Source organism: Candidatus Omnitrophota bacterium, from assembly GCA_041648975.1.
Lineage (GTDB): Bacteria > Omnitrophota > Gorgyraeia > 2-01-FULL-45-10 > 2-01-FULL-45-10 > JAQUSE01.
On record JBAZNZ010000005.1, the window covers coordinates 38192 to 60486 of the forward strand.

Consider the following 22295-nt stretch of genomic DNA (forward strand, 5'->3'; position numbering starts at 1 on the left):
TAGAAAGGAAGTATTTATTTTGCCGGTTCGGCAAGGATCGCGTTCGATATTTCATACGTCTTGATCATCTTCAGGACAAGACGTTTTGGCACCTCGCCCCTGCCCCGCAAAAGATAATAATATTCACGGGCTGTTTCCAAACCGTCAAGTTTCACCGGCTCCAACCATGTCATCCTGTTCCGCATTATGTAATAATTCACGCTCGGCTTGAACAGATGGTTTATTCCTATCCTGCATCTGCCGGGTATTTCCTTAGTTTGCATATTTATTTTGCAGATAGTACCCATGGCGTCTTTCGTCGACGCGTCGTATCTCCACTGATGGAAATAGCCGATATTCAGGCACAGCATGTTATGAACGAGCGCCGCGAATATCAAGATACAAAATACGCCCTTGTAAAGTACCCGGCAAACAACGTTTTTACCTCCATTGACATATTCCCACAATATCAGGAGAAAAATAATATACAACGGGACCAGGTATATCGCGATCCTGTCCGTTGGATATTTGATATCAAGAAAAAAGAATTGGGATTTTATGCATGCGGCAATGAGGAACAATATTGATGCCAGCGCCAGAAGATATCTGTTTAACGGTTCCGCCATTTTTTTATTCACATAATTAAAGAGCAAAATAATAACTGCCGACGCAAACGATATGAAGATCACCGAATCTGTAAACCATATCATGTCAATATTCGCATATCCCTTTCCATAAAAATAATACCGCAGGATGCTGTCAACTGTATCGACCCAAAAACCCGCTGTTCCCCCATATTCCGCAACACCCTGAAAAATCGCTTTTAAGGCCGACGGCGGATATACGATCATCAAAAAAAGCGCCGCAATAACGACGGGAAACATTATTCTTATTATTCCTTTTATCTCAATAAAAAACATAACGGCGATTACCGCGATAAAGACATTTAAAAAGGACAGGTTAGACAATACAGCCAATGTCAGCATTGCAACAGACGCTGCATTATATCCTGTGTTCTTTCGGGTATCCCGGCATTCTATCCTCTTCAGTAAAAAATAAAGCGCCGCTGCGGTGAAGCCTATGCCGATGGAATAACCTCTGGCGCATGAGAAGAAATCGAGTAAAAAAGGATTTGACGCGGCCAGGAGGAAGCCGACAGCAAACCTTCCTCCCTTCAAAAACATTTTCAATATATTGAAAATGCTTACCAGATAAATGGCGTGCCCTGCCAGGGCCGGTATCCGTATAACGAATTCCGAATTCCCGAAAAAGTGAGCAAGGACCTTGATAGCTAGCGTATTGAGCAGATGGTTATTTGATCCCACAGGGCCCTCGAAGGAAAAAATATGCTTCAGGCTGCCGCAGGAATGATACAGGTAAGTCCACGCCTCATCAAACGATAGAGACAGATTATATGCGCGCATGCAGGTATAGGCAAAAAAAGCCGCTCCCGCCAGGATGGCGATATTCTCATATAAGTCTCTTTTCCGTATCATCTATACCTGACCTTCATCGCTAATATCAAAAGTATAAAAAATAGCGTGACACAATTGGCTATGATGATGGGGCGTTCGCCTATGGTTATACCGTATATCAGCCACAACAGGACCCCGAGAGAAAAAATAAGGAACATCAGTATAGACAGATCTTTGGCATTCTTGGTCTTATATATTTTTATTATCTGCGGTATGAAAGATATTGTGGTAAGAGTCCCGGCGATAATACCTATAGTGAAACTATCCATATGGCTTATCTCCTGATATAAAATAAATTCACGAACAGATAAAACACCGCCAGTAAAGCGCAGGCGTACGCAAAAAGGTCGCCATAGGCGGTATAGAAAGTCCTGGTGTTCGTCAATATCATCCCGTTAACCGCGACGCCGTTCACGAAGAGGTCCCTGCCGAGCTCCTCTACCCTTTTAACTATACGTCCCTTCTGGTCTATAAAACAGGATAATCCTGTATTGGCGGCCCTTACGACATTCAACCTGTTCTCGACGGCCCTGAATACGGAACTCTGGGCATGCTGGTAAGGCGCGCTCGTATTTCCGAACCAGGCGTCATTGGTGATGACTACCAAAAAGTCCGCGCCGCTGTGCGCAAATTGCCTGACAAGCCCGGGGAAGATATCCTCGAAACATATAAGGCAGGAAAAACTCACCTTCTTTACCAGCCTCCTGACATAATCCTTATCTCTGGAGCTCCTCTGCGTAAATACCTTAAAGACCGTATAGTCTTTTCCTCCCCTGAAATCGCCTATGGGGTTGGGAGCGAAATTTTCGACGAATGAGAGGATGCCTTTGAACGGCAGATACTCGCCGAACGGCACGAGATGGATCTTATCATACCGGCCTGAAATCCCGCCTTCCTCATCGAATAATACAGCGCTGTTATAATACGCGTCAGGCAAAGCTGGATCTTCTCTTGGGGCGCCGACAAGAAGCGGTGTCCTGACCCCTTTGGCAAGAGCCTCTACGCGTCCAAACAGGTCGTGCTCACTCTCCAGGAATCCGGGCACCGATGTCTCAGGCCAGATTATCAAGTCAACTTCCTCTTTTGCCGCGTCTTTTGTAAGACTTTCGTACTTACCTAATATTTCCTGCCTGAAACTCGCGTCCCACTTCTCTGTCTGGGGAATATTGCCCTGCACGACGGCTGCATTAAAAATTTCTCCCGTAAATATATTCTTTACCCTTATTATTCCGTATGCAAGCGAGACAAAAATAAGAATCAGCGCTATGCCCAGGATCGGCGACGAGTATTCCTTTTTCCGCAAGTCCTTTATGGTGAGAAAAATTGCCGCGTTGGCCATCATAACGAGAAAGCTCACCCCATAAGCGCCTGTGATATCGGCGATCTGTATAACGGGTAGGCAATTACTCTGGGAATGGCTTAGCAGGGCCCATCCGAAACCGCTGAAGACATTTGAACGGGTGAGCTCCAGCGCCACCCATGCCGCGGGCGCAAAAAATAATACCGCCAATGGTTTCGACCTTCCCATGACAAAGGAAAGCGCCGAGCCAAATAATGCGAAATATAGCGCAAGATAGGCGGCCACTATGATCATGCCGGGAAGCGTCACATGGATAAGCCAGTAGATGGTCCCCAGGAAGAAAAGGAATCCGGTAATATAGGATATGAGGAATGACTTAAGCGGTTTCCGGCCGTCTATCGCGAAAAAGAGGGGCACAAACGCTATCCAGGCAAGAGGCCATAAATTGAAATTCGGGAATGCAAGTATTTGAAGAGATGCAGATACTACGGCAAGTACAAGCTGAAGGCTTTTTCTCATTTTCCGCAGCACTTTTTATATTTTTTACCGCTCCCGCACGGGCAAGGCTCATTCCTTCCGACTTTAGGCTCTTCCCTTTTATAAGTCGGCACTTTCTCCTGCGGCAATTGTCCTTCATAAGGCCCGGTAAAAGATCCCCCTTCCGGAGATTGCGATAACGGCACGTCCTGGAATTGCGCCTTCTCTTCATGCATAGTATTCTGCTTGCTGAGATCGAATACAGCCGCTTCCTTCTCTTCCTTCACTGCCTTTATCTTGAAGAGGTACTCCAGCGTCTCTTCTTTAATCCTCTCTATCATGTCCATGAACATGGAGTAAGCCTCATGCTGGTATTCCACCAGTGGATCGCGCTGGCCATACGCCCTTAATCCTATGCCTTCTTTCAGGCTGTCCATGGCATACAGGTGGTCCTTCCATCTCGAGTCGACGACCTGAAGAAGTATCATCTTTTCCAGGTACCTGGCCATCTCGCTGCCTAAAGCGGTTTCCTTCTCTTCGTAACGCTTTTTCATCAATTCCAGGACCGCATCCTTGACCTCGGGTATCCTCATCTCCTCCATGTTAAGTTCGTTCGTCTTGATAGAGAACCTCAGCTCGACATACTGCCTGAACCCGTCGTAATCCCATCTATCGGCGCTCACCTTTTCATTGAGGTATGTATCAACAGCTCTGTCGAGCACCTCTTCCATTATCTCATAGATATATTCCTTGAGGTCCTTCCCCGATAATATCTTTTTCCTCTCGTCGTATATGACCTCGCGCTGCCGGTTCATAACGTTGTCGTATTCCAGAAGGTGCTTCCTTATCTCAAAGTTATGCTGTTCCACCCTCTTCTGCGCGGTCTCAATAGCCTTCGTGATAAACGGATGTTGTATGTCCTGTCCTTCCTCCATCCCGAGCTTGTCCATTATGAGTTTTATCCTGTCCGAACCGAATATCCTCATCAGGTCGTCTTCCAGGGACATATAGAACTTGCTCGAACCGGGATCGCCCTGCCTGCCGGATCGTCCGCGCAACTGGTTGTCTATGCGTCTTGCTTCATGCCTCTCTGTGCCCAGGACATGAAGGCCGCCTTTTTCCGCTACATCGTCGCCCAAGACTATATCCGTTCCTCGGCCGGCCATATTCGTAGCTATAGTGACGGAATACTTCTGTCCCGCGTTCGCTATTATCTGCGCTTCCTGTTCGTGGTATTTTGCGTTCAGGACATGATGCGGGATACCCATCTTTTTCAGGAAATTGCTTAAGGTCTCTGATTTCGATATAGAGATCGTACCGACCAGGACGGGCCGGCCTATCTTATAAAGCTCGGCTATCTCCGCGCACGCGGCGTTGAACTTCTCTCTCTCTGTCTTATATATTACATCGGGGTGATTAGTCCGGCTCATAGGCTTGTTCGTAGGCATTACTACTACGTCGAGGCCGTATATCTTCGCGAATTCCGCGGCTTCAGTCTCCGCGGTGCCTGTCATGCCGGCAAGCTTCCGGTACATCCTGAAATAATTCTGGAATGTGATGGTCGCAAGCGTCTGGTTCTCCCTCTCGATCTTAACGCCCTCTTTCGCCTCAACTGCCTGATGGAGGCCGTCCGACCACCGCCTGCCCGGCATAAGCCGGCCGGTAAATTCATCCACTATGAGGACTTCCCCGTCTTTGACGACGTAGTCTACGTCATTCTTATACAGGACGTGGGCCCTTATGGCCTGCCGTATGTGATGTTCCCATTCCGACTGGATATCGTCATATAGATTTTTAACGCCGAGCATCTCCTGGCACCTGACAACGCCTTCCTCGGTAAGATTTGCGGTATGGTTCTTCTCGTTGACTATATAATCTATGCCCTTCTCTATGTCCAGCCCCTTATGCTTGGCCTCGATCTCTTCTTTGTCCGTTATTATCTTGCCTTTCAATTTCGGGACTATCTTGTTGATGATATAATATTTGTCCGTCGATTCCTCGGCGGGACCGGATATGATGAGCGGCGTCCTGGATTCATCGATCAGTATGGAATCGACCTCGTCTACGATCGCGTAGTTAAGCGGCCTCTGGACCATCTCCTGTTCGCTGACCACCATATTATCCCTCAGGTAGTCAAAACCGAATTCGTTGTTCGTGCCGTATGTGATATCGCAGGCGTATGCCGCTTTCCTGTCCCTGGGATGCATATCGTGCTGTATGACGCCGATCGTCAGCCCCAGGAATTCGTATATGGGCCCCATCCAGTTCCTGTCCCTCTTCGCGAGGTAATCGTTCACCGTCACGACGTGCACGCCTTCGCCGGTTAACGCGTTCAGGTATACCGGAAGGGTAGCGACAAGGGTCTTCCCTTCGCCTGTGGCCATCTCGGATATCTTTCCCTGGTGAAGGACGAGCCCGCCCATCAGCTGGACATCAAAATGGCGCATCTTCACGGTCCGTTTCGCGGCTTCGCGCACTACCGCGAACGCCTCCGGTAATACGCCCTCAAAGATCCTGTTCTTTGAATCGCGCAGCTTTCTCTTGAGCTTCTCCTTTTCATCGGGCGAAGTGGAACTTAAGAATATCTCCTCCAATCCTTTTATCTCATCCGCGAGCTCTTCGCGGGCCCTGGTTATCCTTGCTCTGAATTCGTCTGTCTTGGCGCGCAGCTGGGTGTCGGACAGTTTGGAAACGGCCTCTTCATGAGAGTTTATCGCGTCTACTGTCGGCCGCAGGACCTTCACGACCCGTTCATTTTGGGTACCTATTATTTTCTTAAGAATAAAATTGATCATACGTTATCCTGTTACGCAACCTTTCCTTGTCTCCACTTCAAATACGCCTCTATAAACTCATCGAGCTCGCCGTTAAGGACGGCCTCGGCCTTGCCCGTCTCATAACTTGTCCTGTGGTCCTTTACCATCGAGTAAGGATGAAGTACATAAGACCTGATCTGGCTTCCCCATGCGATCTCCTTTTTAGCGTCGTAAGCGTTCTCAATCTCTTTTGCCTTCTTCATCCGTTCTTTTTCATAAAGTTTTGCCTTTAATATCTTCATCGCCACAGATTTATTCTTGAGCTGAGACCGCTCGTTCTGGCACTGGACGACTATCCCCGTCGGCATGTGCGTTATCCTTACGGCGGAATCGGTCTTGTTGACATGCTGGCCGCCCTTGCCGCCGGCGCGGTATGTGTCTATCTTAAGCTCCGCTTCTTTTACATCCACCTGTATGTCATCCGATATCTCCGGGATGACGTCTATGGACGCGAAAGAGGTATGCCTCCTCTTATTTGAATCAAAAGGCGATATCCGCACAAGGCGGTGTACGCCCGACTCCGACTTTAAATATCCGTAGGAATATTCGCCCTTCACCAGCATGGTCGCGTTCTTGATGCCGGCCTCTTCACCGGAAAGCTGGTCGGTCACGCTGATCTGGCGGCCCCTGGCTTCAGCCCATTTAACATACATACGCAGGAGCATCGCCGCCCAATCACACGACTCGGTTCCGCCCGCGCCCGCGTTGACGCTCAGGATGGCATTATTCTTATCGGTTGGATCGTTTAAGAGGGTCTTGAACTCAAGGTCGTCTATCTTGCGCCTGAGCTTGGATATGTCCTTTTTGAAATATTCGAGAGATTCCGCGTCCTCCGGCCCCGCGATCCCGATGACATCTTTCATCTCCTTAAGCTCTTTTTCGATGTCCGCCACCGGTTCCGTGACCGTCTTCAGGTCTTTCAGCTCCTTAAATACCTCCTTAGACCTCGATTCATCATTCCAAAATTCGGAACCCGACGCTTCGCCTTCGAGGACCTTGGCCCTTGACATCTTTTTATCAACGTCAAAGATACCTCCGCAGATCCCTCATCTTCTCTTCCAGAAACTTCAGTTCTTCAAATATCTCTTCTATCATTAATTCCTCGCAATATCCAAGGTGTAATTAAGCGATTCTGAAGTAAGATAAACTTGGCGATTAAGTAATTAAGTCGTGCTTAATCGCTACGCGTATTCTACCAGCAGAATCGCTAAGCGGGTCAGACTGGCAAATCGCTTAATCACCTGCATGTCGCTATACTGGATTATAACAATGTTTTCCGTTGCCGTCAATGGCTTCACGCCTAAGCAGCCGCGCTTTCATGGCAGAGCCCTTAGCATACCCGCCTATAGAGCCGTCCGACTTTATGACACGGTGGCACGGGATCTCGCCCGGGTAGGGGTTCTTATTGAGCGCATTGCCTACAGCCCTGCAGGCTCCCGGCGCAAGCGCCTCTTTTGCGACCCATTTGTATGTCCTAACCTCGCCGGACGGTATCCTGCATACAGCCCTGTAAACCCTCTTTTCGAATTCACTGAAATCTTTATCTTTTAAAATATCCGATAACGCTCCGCGCCGATCTTTCATCTATGCCTTTCACCTGTAAAAGCTCATCAAGGCTTGCCGCCTTTATCCTGTCCACCGACCCGAAATGATTGATAAGCAGTCTTTTGCGTTTTGATCCTATCCCGCTTATAGCATCGAGTTCAGACGCCTCTATCTTCTTAGACAACAGACTCTTATGATAAGTTATCGCGAACCTATGGGCCTCATCCCTTATCCTGTCCAGCAGATGGAGCGTCTTTGACTCCTTAGGAAGCGTAACGGGTTCCTTCCTGTCTTTCAGGTAAATATGTTCGGATTCGCCGCCTGAAGGCCTGCGCTCCGCAGGGCGGACCTGCCCACCTGCAAGTGCTTCCCTTTTGGGCAGGCGGGCCTGCTTTGCTATGCCGATAGCCGGTATCCGGGAGAGCCCGAGTTTTTCAAGCTCATCCAAGACAGCCGAAAGGTGCCCCTTTCCGCCGTCTATAAGTATGAGGTCCGGCAGGCCTTTCATCTCCCGCAAAAGCCTCGAATATCTCCTGCGCACCAGTTCGCGCATCATCGAGTAATCGTCTATCGCATCGACCGTCTTTATCCTGAACTTCCTGTATTCGTTCTTCCTGGGCCTTCCTTTGTAGAAATATATCATCGAACCGACAGCGGACTTTCCCATTATGTTTGAAACGTCGAACGCTTCTATCACATCGAGCGGCCCTTTCACATCCAATATATTCTTAAGCTCTTCTATCTCCCCCGATGGCGCGTAATCGACCGCCTTTTCTCTTATAGAGCCGAGCGCCTCAAGCCTAATCTTGATCCGGGCGGCCTCCTCGAACCTTTCGGCCCTTGAGGCTTCAGCCATCTTTTTCGATAACAGCGATAGAAGCTCCGGCCTCTTGCCCTCCAAGAACATCTTCAATTCCGACACGATCTCGCCATAACCGGAATCGTCTATCTTGCCTTCGCACGGCCCGAGACATTGTCCGATATGATAATAGAGGCATACACTTTTGGGAAGCTTGCCGCAGCTTCTTAAAGAAAATACCTGGCGCAGACCCAGTAAAGCCTGACGCAGCAGCGTAGCGTCGCTGTAAGGTCCGTAATATATGCTCCCGTCATCCTTCTTCTGCCTGGATATGAAAAGACGCGGATATTTTTCATTGATCGTCAACTTGAGCATGGGATAACTCTTATCGTCCCTGAGCGCCACGTTATATTTCGGGGCCAGCTGCTTTATGAGGCTGTTCTCATATATCAGAGCCTCTGCCTCTGTGGACGTAGGGATACAGGAGATATCCCTGACCTTATCTACCATGATCTCGATCCTCTCCTGCAGCCGCCGGCTCGGCCTGAAATAAGATGAGACCCTTTTACGCAGGCTTGACGATTTGCCCACATACAGGACTATGCCGGATCCGTCCTTCATTAAATATACGCCCGGGGTGTCCGGGAGGGTTTTTATCTTCTCTTTGATGTCCATGCGATAAAGTCTCTTGCCTCCTTGACGTTAAACAAAAAACAGGCCGCGAAAAAAACCATACCTCCTATCAACAAGGAGACGATAAGGCTGAAAATACCGAAATCGGCCGTCCTGACGACAAATATCTTTACTGCAACTCCCATAGCGACAGACGCATACAATACCCGGAGGAAAGAATCTACTATGCTCCTGGTCCCGAAATCGCCCAGTTTCTTCCTGAGGAGGATAAACAGGGCCACGAAATTGAATGTGGCCGATATCGACGTGGCAAGCGCCAGTCCGCCCAACTTCAGATGCCGCATAAGAGCGAGGCTCAGGATGATGTTTATTATAACGGCCGCAAATGCCGTCTTCACCGGAGTCATGGTGTCGTGCATGGAATAAAAAGAGGTGACAAGGAGTTTTACTCCTCCGTAAGCCAGCAGCCCGAATGAATAATAGAAGAGCGCGCTTTGCGTAATGGCTGTAGAGTAAGAAGTAAATTCGCCTCTTTCAAAGAGTATCCTTATTATGGGCTCACCCAGGACCGCAAGGCCTATCCCGGAAGGCACCATTATCAGGAATACCATCCTGAGCGAAAAACACAAAGTATCTTTGAACCTCTCAATGTCATTTTTTGCGAATTCCTCGCTCATCTTCGGGAGAGCCGCCTGGGCGAGCGCGATGCCGAATATCCCGAGCGGGAATTGTATAAGCCTGTTGGCGTAATAAAGGGCCGCGACGCCGCCGGAGCCGACTATCCATGCCAACGAGGCTAATATTGTGTCGACAAATATATTTATCTGGTATACGGCTGTGCCGATCGTCCTCGGGACGAGCAATCTGCCTATCCTCGAAACAGCCGCGTGACGGAAACCCTCCTTAAAATCGATCTTTATCCCGTTCCTGTACAGGAACGGGATATTCAATCCAAGCTGGAAAACCCCGCCTATGAGCACGCCTATCACGAGCCCCATAACACCTATCCTGGGACAGAACCAGACAGCCGAACCTATGAGCGCGATATTTAAAAGCGCCGGACCGAACGCGGGACCGGCAAAGTGTTTCATGGCGTTCAATACACCCATCGAATACGCTGTTAGGCCTATAAGTATGAGATATGGGAATATCACCCTGTTCAGGGTCACGGTGAGATTGAATTTGTCCGGCTCTGCGGTAAACCCGGGCGCAATAAGCCGGACGATCACGGGCGAAAATAATATACCGAGGATCGTGAGAACGGAAAGGACTACGAACGAGATATTGAACAGTATTTTGGATACACGTAAGAACTCTTTTTCATCGTTAAGCGACCTGTATTCTGTAAGCACGGGCACTATAGCCGAATTAGTCGCTCCTTCTCCGACAAGGTCCCTGAGGCTGTTAGGTATCCTGAAAGCCACTACGAATGCTTGAGCACCGAGGCTAGTCCCGAAGTAATTCGCTATTACTATATCCCTTACGAAGCCAAGGCCCCTGGATAAAGCGGTAGCTATGCCTATTACACCCGTTGATTTTATAAGAGTGGCTTTGCTCACCCTTCACCTTCTCCTAATGTCCTGCCCTTCTTTAGAAGGTGCAGGACTAATAGTTTTAGATTGACCTTTAAAGGATTAAATGATACAATTTGTTCCTTAGTAATAACAAAAAGGAGAACTAAATTGCCAAGAAAAAAAGCAGCCTACAAGGCTATCAGGAAATCGAAACTGCGCCGCTTCAAGAACATATCGACAGTCTCTGAATTAAGGAGCTTATCGAAAAATTTTGAGAAGTTCATCTCCCAAAAGAAGCTCGATGAGGCCAAGAAGATGATCGGTACGCTCGTCTCAAAAATAGACAAGGCCGCTTCAAAAGGAGTAATAACAAAAAATAACGCTTCCAGGAAAGTCGCCCGCCTTATGAAGAAGCTCTCGTCGCCGGAAAGGTCCCGCCCGGACTCAAACTAGGGGCGGGATAAACATAGTCTTATGATCGCGAACTCCAGTACGGTTTTTGGGTCAAATTTTGTCCTCTTTATATCCAGATCAGCCTCTACTAGAATGTCTATCTTTGAACGTATGCGGGAGATATCCAGCCGGTTCATATGTTCGAAAAAATCCGCCTGATAGCGTCTGCCAATTTTTAGAGTGCCGGCTATAGCGTATTCCGATTGCCCTGCCATCTGGAGCGCTTTTGCCCTGACCAGCCTCCTGAGGTACCAGCACAAAAGGCCTATTATTTCATAGTGCTTCTTACCCGTCAACGTCAGGTCCGATACTATCCTGAGCGCATCTTCAACCTTATTCCGTTCGATGGCGTCGGTCAGCTCGAAGGCCGATACTATAAGGCTTTTACCGACGACCTCCTCGACGTCTGAGGCCTTTATAACAGGCCTTTCGCCTGCAAAAGCTATCAGCTTTTCCAATTCCTGACTGATCGACAGCATGTCCGAGCCTTGCAATTCCCTCAGCATCTCGATGGCTTCAGGCTCTATCTCTTTTTTACCGCGCGATGACAGGAAACCCCTTATCCATGAAGCGGACTCAAATCCTGCAGGGTCCTTGAACCTGCGGATATCGACACTGCCTGAAAACCGCTCCAGATCTTTTGAGTTGGGATCGTTTTTGGATTCCAAAATAAGGCAGGCGGATCTTGACGGTCTTTTTATGTAATCGGTAAGGCGGGCCTTGAACTCATCTTCCAGTCTGTCGAAGCCCCTCACAAGGGCCACTCTTTTCGGCGCCCGGAACGGCAGTGTGCTCAGATAGTCGAATATTTCTTCCGCGCCGGTTTCATCTCCGTAAAACACTTTATAGTCGAGCTGCCGCGCGGACGTATCCAGGATAGAAGAGACCAGGGCCTCTATTGCCTTCTCTTTTGAATAAGTATCACTGCCCGCAAATAAAGATACCGGGTATCCTCGGTCTACCATGCCTCAACGGTTCTTTCCACTACCCTGCGCGCCAGGTCCGCGATCGCGTCTTTGATGGCGCTTGCTTCTGTTTTGGCGAGGCCCCCGGATGTAGTATAGGTGGTTTCTCCGGTAAAGCCCTTTTCGGTCCATACGGTCTTGCCGGCCTTAACATCTTCAAGGCTGATATCCACTATGATCTTTATCCTGTACTCCTCAACGTTATCGTTGGTATCATACCTCAACGCTTCCCGCCTGAAATCCGTCATATCCCCTATTAATATGAGATCGGAGCCTTTATCGGAATGGATAGCCAGGTTGCCGTCATCCAGGAACTTATCGATCACGGCTTTTGTCAGTTCGATCTCCATGCCCGGCCTGTAACCTCTATACATCCGCACGTTGTTCTGCTCAGCGGTCACGGGGATGCTGTTCTTGAAATTATCCACATGCAGCGTCTTATAATTGGACGGAAGGAGAGAGCGTGTAGTGTACCCGCATCCGCCTGCGCAAAAAATAAACGCCAGGCACAAAATGCCGGCGCACTTCGCGATTGATGTCTTCATTTCTTCACCTTCATATTTAAGCTTTCGATCTTGGCCCTTGCTTCCTCCACAAAATAGCTTTCAGGAAACCTGTCTACGATATCCTGGTAATATATTATAGCGCTCGGATAGCGTTTCAACCTTTCGTAAAAGCGGGCCGTCATCAGCGATTTTTCCGCGTTCTTGTCCTTCAGGCGCTGGATGGTCTTTTCGGCCTCTCTAGACAACTCCTCATCTCTGTTTTTGTTTGAAAACTCCTCGAAAGCTCTTATGGCCTTATCGGTGGGTTCTAAATCATATGCCGGCTTAAGTGACGCCATATAAGCGCAATGAGCCGTTTCGTATTGCGCGCGTTCCGCGAACTTTGAGTCCGGATAATCGTCTCCTATCCTCTGGAATGCCACTATGGCCTCGTCATAACGCTCGGAACGTTTAAGGGCCTCTCCCAGCCTGAATTGCGCCTCATCCGCCAGTCTTCCGTAAGGAGCGTCATCAACGACCTTTCTATATATCTCGACCGACCTGTCCAAAGAAGTCATTATATCCGTGCCCAGGACTTTCGGATTGTCTTTACTTTCGTATATATTCCCTATGTTGAATTCCCTGGCTATTATCTCCTCCAGATTTTCTATCTGCGGATAATTATCTATGGTTTTTTGATAATTCTGGAATGCGATATAATACTTGCCCATATTCTCGTAGCATAAACCCGCGTAATATTGCGCCTTTGAGGCGTATTCGGAATATTCGTAGTTCTTCACCAGCTTTTCGAATTCCGAGGCCGCTTTCTTGTAATCTTTCGAATCATAAAAACTCATAGCCCAATCGAACTGTTCTTTCGGGCTATCCTTAACGGCATGCTTGGGATTTACGAACTTTTTAGTCTCGGGCGTCCACAACCAATAGGCTGAAGCGGTATTTGCGAAAATCGACACTGCCGCCGCCAATATGATTACGGTATATAATTTTATTTTCATGGTATATCCGTTAATTAAATGACACGACTTTTAACGGTTGGATTATACCATGTAAGAGGACGGATAGTCAACGTAATCTGAGACAGATACAGGCGGCTTGGGAGGAAAGATGGTTACGGTATTCGAAGGGGAGAGTCTATGTTCAGCGACTCATGGATAAAATTCAGGATCATCTTCTTGTCTTCTTTGGTCATTTCCAGAAATTGATTGCCTACTTCATACTGATCGCCTACGGGAAGTTTTCTTATCCAAGCCACTTTAGATATCGCCTTCACCGGCTTCGGCGCGGCGGGCAATTCCAATTCAACGACAAGACGGCACGCCAAAGAGATAAACTGCGACGTCTTAAAGCAGATACCCCCTTCGCTGATATTTCTCGTCAGCGATCCGGTGGAGGATTCTCCGCTTTTCCTGAGGTTTCTATATTGCACAGGTATAACAGATTCAACCCTCTTATACCTTCTCTCGTCTTCCACACTCTGCCTGATATTATCCACGTAGGATACACTTCTCCTTCGCGTTAAGGTAATATAAATTCTATAATTTACAATAAATTTACCATATAATACATCATTTGTCAAGATAAGGAATAAAAAAGTTAGTTTTTATTCAATTTAGCTACCCTTATTAAAAACCGCTTTGGATCTGCCAGAAGTGTCACTGCTCCAACATCTTTTGTATCATAAACCATTGTATTCAAATGTGTTGTGTATTTTGCGACGCTTTCCGAAGAGGATTTTTTATCATGCGCCGCTCCGGAACTCACCACACATATCTTCGGAGAAACATTCCGGAAAAAAGTTTCAACTACAGCATCGTCTCCCATCTTCCCGCCGTGATGCGGCACCTTCATTACATCAGACCTTAGAAATCCGCCGTAAGAATTCAACCTCTCTACCGATCTTCCGGTCACATCGGCGCAGAATAATACGCTCGAGGACTTAAATAAAAGTTTCATCACGATGGAATTTTCGTTGGAATCCGACAGGCCTTCTGTTTTTTCAGGGTTCAACACTAAAAAAGAGGCAGAACCCGAAAGATCTATCATGTCGCCTTCGCGAACAACCAGATGCGGTATGCCGCGGTCTTTGATGATCCTGGAATACTCACCGTGCAGCTTTCCGCCGGACGGCGAAGCGCCGTTATCGATAACGCATCCTACTTTAAAATTCTTCAATATATAGATTATGCCGCCGATATGGTCCTCGTGAAAATGCGTGACGATGACCGCGTCAATATTGGTTATACCTTTACTCCACAGGTACGGCGCGACGACAGCCTCTCCGACATCGAACCTGTTCTCTTCACCGCCGCTGCCGCCGTCTATCAGGATTTTGCCTTTCCCTGGCAGTTCTATTAAAGCGGAGTCCCCGTGGCCCACATCGAGAAAAGTCACCTTTGGGTATTCACGCCCGGCGATTAAAACTCCTTGCCAGATAAAGAAATTCGCCGCCGCCAATAAGACCATTAAGATGTATTTCCTGCGCGTCTTTCGCCTTCCGAGTGAAAACTCTTTGGGTATAAGGACCAGGGATATCAGCGCGTAATAGGAGATGATTAAACCGGCGGGAATATTGCCGAACCTGAAATAAGAAAACGGCAATCCGGCGATATAATGGTTGATTGAAAACAAGACCGCGTCGATCGTACTCAATACCTCCGCGAGAATAGCGGCCATGAATCCGGATATCCCTGCCGTCAACAGGAACAAGAACGACACGGCAATCAGCAGAAAAAGCGCCGGAATAGCGATGAGATTTGCCAATACGGATATAGGAGAAACTATGTTGAAATAAGATACGACCACAGGCCACGTTCCGAGCCAGGCGGCTATAGAAACTGATATTCCTTTTAAAATGTACAGCCTTGCTTTAGCAATGAAAGTGTCCGGCTTGATATCGCTCATTCCAAATGCTTTGTCTATTTTCGGGCCAAAAATGACTATGCTGCCCAAAGATACGAATGAGAGCTGAAAACTCGGGTCGAACAACTCTTTTGGGTTATACAAAAGTATCACAAGCGCCGCGACGGCCAGGGAATTCAGCACATCGGCGTCCCTGTTTACCAGGTATCCGGCCGCGAGGATAGAGAACATTATGACGGCTCTTACGACTGGCGGATTTGAGCCTGACGCAAAAGTATAGACGGTCAGGAATACGACCGTAAGTATAAGATTAAGTTTTTTAGGGACTCTTAAGGCGCCAAGTAATGCCAGTATCACGGCCCCTATCAGCGCTATATGAAGGCCGCTTATCGCCAGTATATGCACGGTTCCCGTCTTGACAAAGTCATCTTTCACGCCTTTTCCAAGGCCGGTTCTGTCGCCTATAAGGATGGCTTTTAAAAAACCGTTGTGAGGCCCGGTAATATATTCATCTAAATATGAATTGATCTTATTGTGCAGGGCATAGGCCGCCCTCTTGACGATACCGGCGCGGGCGCGGCCCGTCTTTTCACAGACGAAATCTTTATTCGTCTTGAGCGAAGAATATATCCCTCTTAAGGCCATATATTCGGAGTAATCGAACAACCCGGGATTTTTCAGCGAGGTTATCTTTGATATCAGCCCTTCAAGCACCACCTCATCGCCATAACGGAATGACCCGGCGTTTTTGGAGTAGCATATGACCCTAAGGATACCTCTTGCTTTATTCCATCCCGAAGCGTCCTTCAGTGACATCACATCGAGATCGAAGGTCGTTTTATCCGTCCCATAAAATGACTCGCCGGCGACAGGATCTCCGGCGACGGTGCCTCTGACGAATATCCTATTAGGGCCGCCTGAAACGAGTGTGGATATGTGGTCGGAAGGCAGGATAATTGAATTCTGGTAAAAGGCCATCCCCAGAAACAGCATCGCCAGGTAAATACCAAGGTGTGATGCAGACTTTATTCTGGAAAATATTAACGTCAGAAGAACGGAACATAATACAACGGGCAGGGTCAGGATAAACGGAAGGTTGAACGACCTTGCGGCAATAATACCGACGGAGAAAAATATCGCCAGATACAGCGCGGGTCTCTTAGCCCCGCCCTTTCTTGCCAAATCTTTATCTGGATTAGAAAGGGCGGGGTTCATTCTACTGTTATATTGTCTTTAATCTTTTCAAAAAAAGCGGGCCCTATTCCTTTCACTTTCTTGATATCTTCGACGTAGGTAAACGAGCCCTCAGACGAGCGGTATTCTATTATACGGTCCGCCATGACGGGCCCCACGCCTTTCAGCTTCATAAGCTCTTCCCGGCCGGCGGAGTTTATGTCGACCTTTACTCTGCGAAAGGAGGTCTCTTCAGCGTCAGAACCCCGGTCTCTGACCCCTGTATCAAAACTGCGCATCTTTACCGCAATGGGCCGCCCTGACCTTTTATGGGCGCTTACGGCAAGGCCGAGCAAGAGCGACAGTATAAGAAAGATGATTATGTAACGTTCGATTTTTTCCAGATTGAACATCAGACTACTATGTTGACCAGTTTTTTGGGAACTATGATGAACTCTCTTATGGCTTTTCCCCGTATCCAAATTTCTAATTTAGGATCGTCCAGGACTGTCTTTTTAAGATCCTCTTCTTTTATGTCAAATGGGACTTCCACCCTGGACCTGACCCTGCCGTTCACCTGCACGGCTATCGTCAGTACCGCGTCTACGACCGCGGCCTTATCGTATTCGGGCCAATCGCATTTGAATATACTGTTCGTCTTTCCAAGAGAGTGCCACATCTCTTCGGCTATATGCGGCACAAACGGCGAGAGGAGCATTACGATGACCTCAACGGCTTCAGCGAGCACCTTCGGGCGGTCATTATCCGTTGCGGGAGCCTCCGCTATCACGTCATACGCCTGGTTTACCAGCTCCATTATTGAACTTATAGCTGTATTAAAATGAAAACCGCCGTCCAGGTCTTCGGTTACCTTTTTTATAGTCTGATGGGCTTTCTTCTTTAATGCCGCTTCCTCTTTCGTCAATTCTTTACTGTCAACTATCGACTTCGAACTATGAACTTTTTCTACAAGCCTCCAAACTCTTCCCAGGAACCGGTATGCCCCTTCCACGCCTCTGTCGGACCATTCGGCGTCTTTTTCGGGCGGACCTATGAAAAGGGTGTAAAGCCTGACCGTATCAGCCCCGTAAGACGCTATCAAAGCGTCGGGGCTTACTACATTACCCTTCGACTTCGACATCTTTGCCCCGTCCTTGATTATCATCCCCTGGGTAAAGAGGTTCTTGAACGGCTCGTCAAAACCTATCGTTCCTATATCGCATAAGAACTTGGTGATGAACCTCGAGTACAATAGATGCAGTATCGCGTGTTCTATGCCTCCTATGTACTGGTCAACCGGAAGCCATTTGTTCACCAGGTCCGTATCGAACGGCCTGTCTTTCATATGAGGCGATATATAACGGAGGAAATACCAGCTCGAATCGACGAACGTATCCATCGTATCAGTCTCCCGCTCGGCGGGGCCATTGCACTTCGGACATTTGACGTTCACGAAGCCTTTGGCGAACTTCAGCGGAGATTCGCCCGTCGGGCGGAATTCGACGTCTTCGGGCAGCAGGACCGGCAGTTCCTTTTCAGGGACCGGCACGACCCCGCACTTTTTGCAGTAAATAATGGGTATCGGCGCGCCCCAATACCTCTGGCGCGATATGAGCCAGTCGCGGAGCCGGTACTGGACCGTCTTCCTGCCGTACTGTTTCTCTTCGAAATAAGCGGCGATCTTGACCATAGAGTCCCGCGAATTGAGGCCGTTGAACTGTCCCGAATTTATCATGACGCCCTCTCCGACATACGCCTCTTTCATGGTAGCAGCATTTAAATGATTTTCGGGATCGTCTATAACTACTTCTACCGGCAGTTTATATTTTTTTGCGAATTCAAAATCTCTCCGGTCATGCGCCGGCACAGCCATTATCGCGCCGGTCCCGTATTCCATGAGTATATAATTAGATACCCATATAGGCACCTTCTTCATGTTGACGGGGTTTATTACGTATTTGCCGGTAAATACGCCTTCTTTCTCCACATCTTCCTGCGACCGGGAGACCTTGGATTCATCGCGCATCTTCTGAACGGCCTTCAGTACGCCGGCTTCGTCTTTGCAGCCCTTGACAAGCCTGTCGACCAAAGGGTGCTCAGGAGCGAGCGCGATGAATGTAGCGCCGTAGATAGTGTCTACTCTGGTCGTATAACACTCCAATATATCGGCCATGCCGTCTATCTTGAAATCTATCCGGACGCCCTCGCTCCTGCCGATCCAGTTCGATTGCATTATCTTCACCCGTTCAGGCCATTCGGTCAGCTTCTCCAGGTCTTTAAGCAGCCTGTCGGCGTACTTCGTGATCCTGAAGAACCACTGTTCCAGCTCTTTCTGGTTCACTTCCGTCGAACATCTTTCGCATCCGCCGTTAACCACCTGTTCGTTGGCAAGGACCGTCTTGCATGAAGGGCACCAGTTAACATAGGCCTTCTTCTTATAGGCGAGCCCCTTCTCATAAAGTTTGATGAATATCCATTGCGTCCACTTATAGTAATCAGGAAGGCATGAGATCACTTCCCTGTCCCAATCGTATTCAACGCCCCATTGGTTGAGCTGCCTCTTCATCGTCTTTATGTTATTAAGGGTGGAGACCTTTGGATGTATGCCCCCCTTTATCGCGGCGTTCTCGGCCGGCAGGCCGAACGCATCGAACCCCATAGGCGCAAGGACATTAAAACCTCTCATCATCTTGTATCGCGCGACGACGTCGCCTATTATGTAGTTCCTGCCGTGGCCGACGTGGAGCGCCGCCGACGGGTATGGGAACATCATGAGGCAATAGTATTTATTTTTTGGATCGCCCGTATCTACGGTGAAAAGCCCTTTGTCCCGCCAGAACTTCTGCCACTTGGTTTCTATTGTATCGAAGGGATATAATTTTTCGTCGATCATTTTATCCTGCACATCCTTTTAGCCGCTGCCATGTTCTTTTTGTCGTCTTTGTCCGATTCCTTCGGCGTCTCCATGATGAACGCCGCATTCTTAAGTCCGGGATGGTTTATTATCCTTCCCAAAGCCTCGGAACCTATGTTGCCTTTACCTATATGCTGATGCCTGTCGACATGAGAGCCGGCAGGCGACAGGCTATCGTTAAAATGGACCACCTTGATGAGGTAGAGTCCGACCAACCTGTCAAATTCTTTAAGGGTCGCCTCCAGCCCTTTCTTCGTCTTTATATCATACCCGGACTCGAAAGTATGCGCCGTATCGAGGCATACGCCTATATTCGAAGGCCGACCCTGGCTTTCGATGATGCGCTTCAAGTGCTCGAACCTGTAACCTATCGACGAGCCGGAACCGGCGGTATTTTCCAGCAGTATTGTCGTCTCCGGCCTTGCCGATCTTATTATTTCATTAAGCGCTTTGGAAAACCTCTCGATGCCGCCGGCTTCGCCGCTGCCCACGTGACTTCCGAGGTGCGTCACGAAATATTCGGCACCGAGCAGGTCCGCTCTCTTCACGTCCTCGATATAAGCGTTTATAGACTTCTTATACAAAACATCGTCGGGAGTCGCGAGATTTATTATATACGGTATATGGACGACTACAGGTTTAATGTTATAATTCGACTTAAGGCGCCTGAATTCCGCAACGTCGGACTCTGCGAGCTTTGTCGCCTGCCACCCTCTTGGGTTACGGCTGAATATCTGCATCGTATTACAACCGAGAGATTTAGCGCGGTCGAGCGACTCGCAGATATTTCCGGCAATAGAGACATGAAGTCCGATACGTTTCATATGAGTCAGAGTTGGTGCTGGAGGTGGGACTTGAACCCACACGACCTTACGGTCACTGGTTTTTGAGACCAGCGCGTATGCCATTCCGCCACTCCAGCTAAATGTATTTCCAGTCAGCGTTTCAGGTATTTTGTGTCTTGCGCTGTTGCATTCGTTTTGCGCAAGACCACCTCGGCAAAATTTTCATTAGTTAAATTGGGGACACATCCAAACATAAGAATGTGTCCCTTGTTAAGGTCCTTCGTCGGCTATAAGTTTGACTACGGCCTCCTCAGGATCAAATTTTTCCATGCAGAGACTCGTGAAAAATTTGGTGGAGCTGACGAGAATCGAACTCGTGATTACACAATGCCATTGTGTCGTGATCCCTCTTCACTACAGCCCCATCTTATTTCGGTTTTCTTGAATAGTAGTAGGAATAGTAGCGGTAGTTCTCGCTATGGATAGAGATCTTATTGAGGACGATGCCGATGATCCTCGCCTTGGCGTCTTCGAGAAGTTTATGTATTCGCGGTAGTATCTTCTTCGATGTCTTCCCGCTCTCCAGGACCATGATGATGCCGTCCGTTATGCCTGAAAGTATGACCGCATCGGTAAGTATCGCTATCGGCGGAGTGTCTATAAGCACATAATCAAACTTTTTCATGGCCTCGTCGCAAAAAGTCTTCATCTTGTGGCTCGCAAGAAGCTCGGACGGATTCGGAGGATGGATGCCGCTCGGGACCAAGGCAATATTTTCAATGTCCGTCTTCTGCACCACTTCGCTAAATCCGGCCTGTCCCGACAGAAATGTGCTGAGGCCGGTCTCGTTCTCTTTCTTGAAAACCTCATGAAGCCTGGGATTGCGCATGTCGGCGTCTACGAGAAGGACCTTCTTCTGGTTCTGCGCTATGGCTATGCCGAGGTTACAGAGCGTCATAGTCTTCCCTTCCTGCGGGCCCGGGCTCGTTATAACTATAGTCCTCAAAGGGTTCTCTTCGGTCGAAGAGAACGCTATGCTCGTCCTGATAGACCTGTATGTCTCCGCTACGGGGTCTTTAGGCTGGGCATGGACAAATATATCTTTTTCAAGCTCGCCCATCTTCCCGCCCTGGTTGACCTTTGGAACGCTCCCCAGAAAAGGCCATTTAACAGTCTTGTCGATCTCGTGCGGCTCTTTTACCGTATCGTCCATGTATTCGAAGAAGAAGGCCAAAAAAACGCCTCCAAAAAGCCCTACCACTATGGACAGCAGGATATTAAATAACTTTTTTGGCCGCAGGGGGACAGGAGGCGTTACGGCAGGCGCGAGAACGCTGACGTTGTTCGCTTTCAAGCCTTCCAGGGCGTGCTTAAAATTATCCAGAAGCTTCTCTTCCTCGCTGTAATCATGCCTGAAAGACATCGACTTTTCTTTCTCAATGTTGTCGATGACCTCATCTATCTCTTTCTTCAGCCGGATCATTTCGGGATGCTTTTCTTTATATACTTTATTATATTCCGACAGCTTCGCGTCAAGCTTCAGGTATTCGTTCTTAAGAAGGTTCAGGAGCTCCGTTTTTGAGATGTAGTAGAGATTCCTTTTTACATATATCTCGGCTATCCTGTTGGCTATCTTAGCGGCAAGTACAGGGTCTTTATTTTCGACATAAAGGTCAAGAAGCCTGGTATCGCGCACCGGCTGCACGCTGATCGTCTTCATGAATTTTTTCAACGGCTCCTTGACGTTCGCGTAATCTTTCGTATTCGCAAGGCCGAACTCATCGAAAACCTTCTGCATTATCGGCGTCGACGTTATTATTCCCATCTGGCTCTGGTAATATTCCTTGTACGAATAATAATTCTGAGATTGTATCTCGACTACACCGGTGGCTGTAAGCACGTTCGGGTTCTCCAAGTCTACCATCAAAGCCGCTTTTGCCCGGTAGACCGGCTTCATCATGAAAGAGCCTATCGTAACGACCAACACCGTCGTGATGAAGAAGAGCGCGACCGTGGCCATCCTCCGCCGCAGGATATTGATATAGTCCCTCAGGTTCGACTCATTCTGTATGTGAGTGAGATCCATCTAAACGCTCTCCGTA

At 48.4% G+C, this 22295-nt stretch carries 18 protein-coding genes and 2 tRNA genes; 1 reads left to right on the forward strand and 19 read right to left on the reverse strand.

The features are described 5' to 3' along the window. Positions 1-14: 14 nt before the first annotated feature. The 8 genes from WC592_02315 to murJ all read right to left on the reverse strand — a co-directional run bounded on the left by WC592_02315 (position 15) and on the right by murJ (position 10583). Positions 15-1475, reverse strand: coding sequence for a glycosyltransferase family 39 protein (locus WC592_02315; GenBank protein ID MFA4981290.1), 1461 nt, complete (start codon positions 1473-1475; stop codon positions 15-17). Then, positions 1472-1723: a SemiSWEET transporter gene (locus tag WC592_02320; GenBank protein MFA4981291.1), complete on the reverse strand. Its 252-nt coding sequence runs from the start codon at positions 1721-1723 to the stop codon at positions 1472-1474. The genes WC592_02315 and WC592_02320 overlap by 4 nt, the downstream gene beginning before the upstream one ends. 5 nt (positions 1724-1728) lie before the next feature. Continuing rightward, the gene (lnt, locus tag WC592_02325; protein ID MFA4981292.1) at positions 1729-3273 is read right to left on the reverse strand and encodes an apolipoprotein N-acyltransferase; all 1545 of its coding nucleotides are present in this window, start codon (positions 3271-3273) and stop codon (positions 1729-1731) included. Next, positions 3270-6026: a preprotein translocase subunit SecA gene (secA, locus tag WC592_02330; protein ID MFA4981293.1), complete on the reverse strand. Its 2757-nt coding sequence runs from the start codon at positions 6024-6026 to the stop codon at positions 3270-3272. The genes lnt and secA overlap by 4 nt, the downstream gene beginning before the upstream one ends. A gap of 11 nt (positions 6027-6037) precedes the next feature. Further along, positions 6038-7142 (reverse strand): peptide chain release factor 2 gene (gene prfB, locus WC592_02335; GenBank protein ID MFA4981294.1). Its coding sequence is split into 2 segments (ribosomal slippage): positions 6038-7081 and positions 7083-7142, totalling 1104 coding nucleotides; the frame shifts between segments, so codons are not numbered across the junction. Positions 7143-7298: 156 nt separating this feature from the next. After that, positions 7299-7631, reverse strand: a complete 333-nt coding sequence (locus WC592_02340; GenBank protein MFA4981295.1) for an MGMT family protein — start codon at positions 7629-7631, stop codon at positions 7299-7301. Next, positions 7588-9066, reverse strand: a complete 1479-nt coding sequence (locus WC592_02345) for an excinuclease ABC subunit UvrC (protein ID MFA4981296.1) — start codon at positions 9064-9066, stop codon at positions 7588-7590. Before WC592_02345 ends, WC592_02340 begins: the two co-directional genes overlap by 44 nt. Further along, positions 9045-10583: a murein biosynthesis integral membrane protein MurJ gene (gene murJ, locus WC592_02350; protein ID MFA4981297.1), complete on the reverse strand. Its 1539-nt coding sequence runs from the start codon at positions 10581-10583 to the stop codon at positions 9045-9047. Before murJ ends, WC592_02345 begins: the two co-directional genes overlap by 22 nt. 123 nt (positions 10584-10706) lie before the next feature. Here murJ and rpsT point away from each other — a divergent pair, with 123 nt between their 5' ends. Continuing rightward, entirely contained in the window at positions 10707-10991 is a 285-nt protein-coding gene (gene rpsT, locus WC592_02355) for a 30S ribosomal protein S20 (protein ID MFA4981298.1), read from the forward strand. On the opposite strand, the gene holA is transcribed toward rpsT, so the two are convergent. The 11 genes from holA to WC592_02410 form a co-directional block, all read right to left on the reverse strand. After that, positions 10988-11956 carry a DNA polymerase III subunit delta gene (gene holA, locus WC592_02360; GenBank protein MFA4981299.1) on the reverse strand — a complete coding sequence of 323 codons (969 nt, stop codon included), beginning with the start codon at positions 11954-11956 and terminating at the stop codon, positions 10988-10990. The two genes, rpsT and holA, sit on opposite strands and share 4 nt — an antisense overlap. Beyond that, positions 11950-12501, reverse strand: a complete 552-nt coding sequence (gene lptE / locus WC592_02365; GenBank protein MFA4981300.1) for an LPS assembly lipoprotein LptE — start codon at positions 12499-12501, stop codon at positions 11950-11952. The genes holA and lptE overlap by 7 nt, the downstream gene beginning before the upstream one ends. Then, positions 12498-13457, reverse strand: coding sequence for a tetratricopeptide repeat protein (locus tag WC592_02370; protein MFA4981301.1), 960 nt, complete (start codon positions 13455-13457; stop codon positions 12498-12500). The genes lptE and WC592_02370 overlap by 4 nt, the downstream gene beginning before the upstream one ends. 113 nt (positions 13458-13570) lie before the next feature. Continuing rightward, complete coding sequence (locus WC592_02375) at positions 13571-13954, reverse strand: PilZ domain-containing protein (GenBank protein ID MFA4981302.1); 384 nt, start codon at positions 13952-13954, stop codon at positions 13571-13573. 101 nt (positions 13955-14055) lie between these two features. Beyond that, positions 14056-16536, reverse strand: coding sequence for a DNA internalization-related competence protein ComEC/Rec2 (locus WC592_02380; protein ID MFA4981303.1), 2481 nt, complete (start codon positions 16534-16536; stop codon positions 14056-14058). Then, on the reverse strand, positions 16533-16907 hold the full coding sequence (locus WC592_02385; protein ID MFA4981304.1) for a helix-hairpin-helix domain-containing protein: 375 nt from the start codon (positions 16905-16907) through the stop codon (positions 16533-16535). The genes WC592_02380 and WC592_02385 overlap by 4 nt, the downstream gene beginning before the upstream one ends. Further along, positions 16907-19387, reverse strand: a complete 2481-nt coding sequence (leuS, locus tag WC592_02390) for a leucine--tRNA ligase (GenBank protein ID MFA4981305.1) — start codon at positions 19385-19387, stop codon at positions 16907-16909. Before leuS ends, WC592_02385 begins: the two co-directional genes overlap by 1 nt. Then, positions 19384-20232, reverse strand: a complete 849-nt coding sequence (locus tag WC592_02395; protein ID MFA4981306.1) for a deoxyribonuclease IV — start codon at positions 20230-20232, stop codon at positions 19384-19386. Before WC592_02395 ends, leuS begins: the two co-directional genes overlap by 4 nt. Before the next feature lie 12 nt (positions 20233-20244). Beyond that, positions 20245-20330: transfer RNA gene (locus tag WC592_02400), tRNA-Leu, on the reverse strand. 213 nt (positions 20331-20543) lie between these two features. Then, positions 20544-20617, reverse strand: a tRNA-Ala gene (locus WC592_02405). Positions 20618-20620: 3 nt separating this feature from the next. Beyond that, entirely contained in the window at positions 20621-22279 is a 1659-nt protein-coding gene (locus WC592_02410) for a polysaccharide biosynthesis tyrosine autokinase (GenBank protein MFA4981307.1), read from the reverse strand. Between the last annotated feature and the right edge of the window lie 16 nt (positions 22280-22295).

Bases quoted from the DNA above. Each gene is read 5' to 3' on its own strand.
- lptE (MFA4981300.1), bottom strand. From the start codon at position 12,501: ATGAAGACATCAATCGCGAAGTGCGCCGGCATTTTGTGCCTGGCGTTT.
- WC592_02315 (MFA4981290.1), bottom strand. From the start codon at position 1,475: ATGATACGGAAAAGAGACTTATATGAGAATATCGCCATCCTGGCGGGA.
- WC592_02395 (MFA4981306.1), bottom strand. From the start codon at position 20,232: ATGAAACGTATCGGACTTCATGTCTCTATTGCCGGAAATATCTGCGAG.
- WC592_02380 (MFA4981303.1), bottom strand. From the start codon at position 16,536: ATGAACCCCGCCCTTTCTAATCCAGATAAAGATTTGGCAAGAAAGGGC.
- holA (MFA4981299.1), bottom strand. From the start codon at position 11,956: ATGGTAGACCGAGGATACCCGGTATCTTTATTTGCGGGCAGTGATACT.
- leuS (MFA4981305.1), bottom strand. From the start codon at position 19,387: ATGATCGACGAAAAATTATATCCCTTCGATACAATAGAAACCAAGTGG.
- WC592_02320 (MFA4981291.1), bottom strand. From the start codon at position 1,723: ATGGATAGTTTCACTATAGGTATTATCGCCGGGACTCTTACCACAATA.
- WC592_02370 (MFA4981301.1), bottom strand. From the start codon at position 13,457: ATGAAAATAAAATTATATACCGTAATCATATTGGCGGCGGCAGTGTCG.
- WC592_02340 (MFA4981295.1), bottom strand. From the start codon at position 7,631: ATGAAAGATCGGCGCGGAGCGTTATCGGATATTTTAAAAGATAAAGAT.
- WC592_02345 (MFA4981296.1), bottom strand. From the start codon at position 9,066: ATGGACATCAAAGAGAAGATAAAAACCCTCCCGGACACCCCGGGCGTA.
- lnt (MFA4981292.1), bottom strand. From the start codon at position 3,273: ATGAGAAAAAGCCTTCAGCTTGTACTTGCCGTAGTATCTGCATCTCTT.
- WC592_02385 (MFA4981304.1), bottom strand. From the start codon at position 16,907: ATGTTCAATCTGGAAAAAATCGAACGTTACATAATCATCTTTCTTATA.
- WC592_02410 (MFA4981307.1), bottom strand. From the start codon at position 22,279: ATGGATCTCACTCACATACAGAATGAGTCGAACCTGAGGGACTATATC.
- secA (MFA4981293.1), bottom strand. From the start codon at position 6,026: ATGATCAATTTTATTCTTAAGAAAATAATAGGTACCCAAAATGAACGG.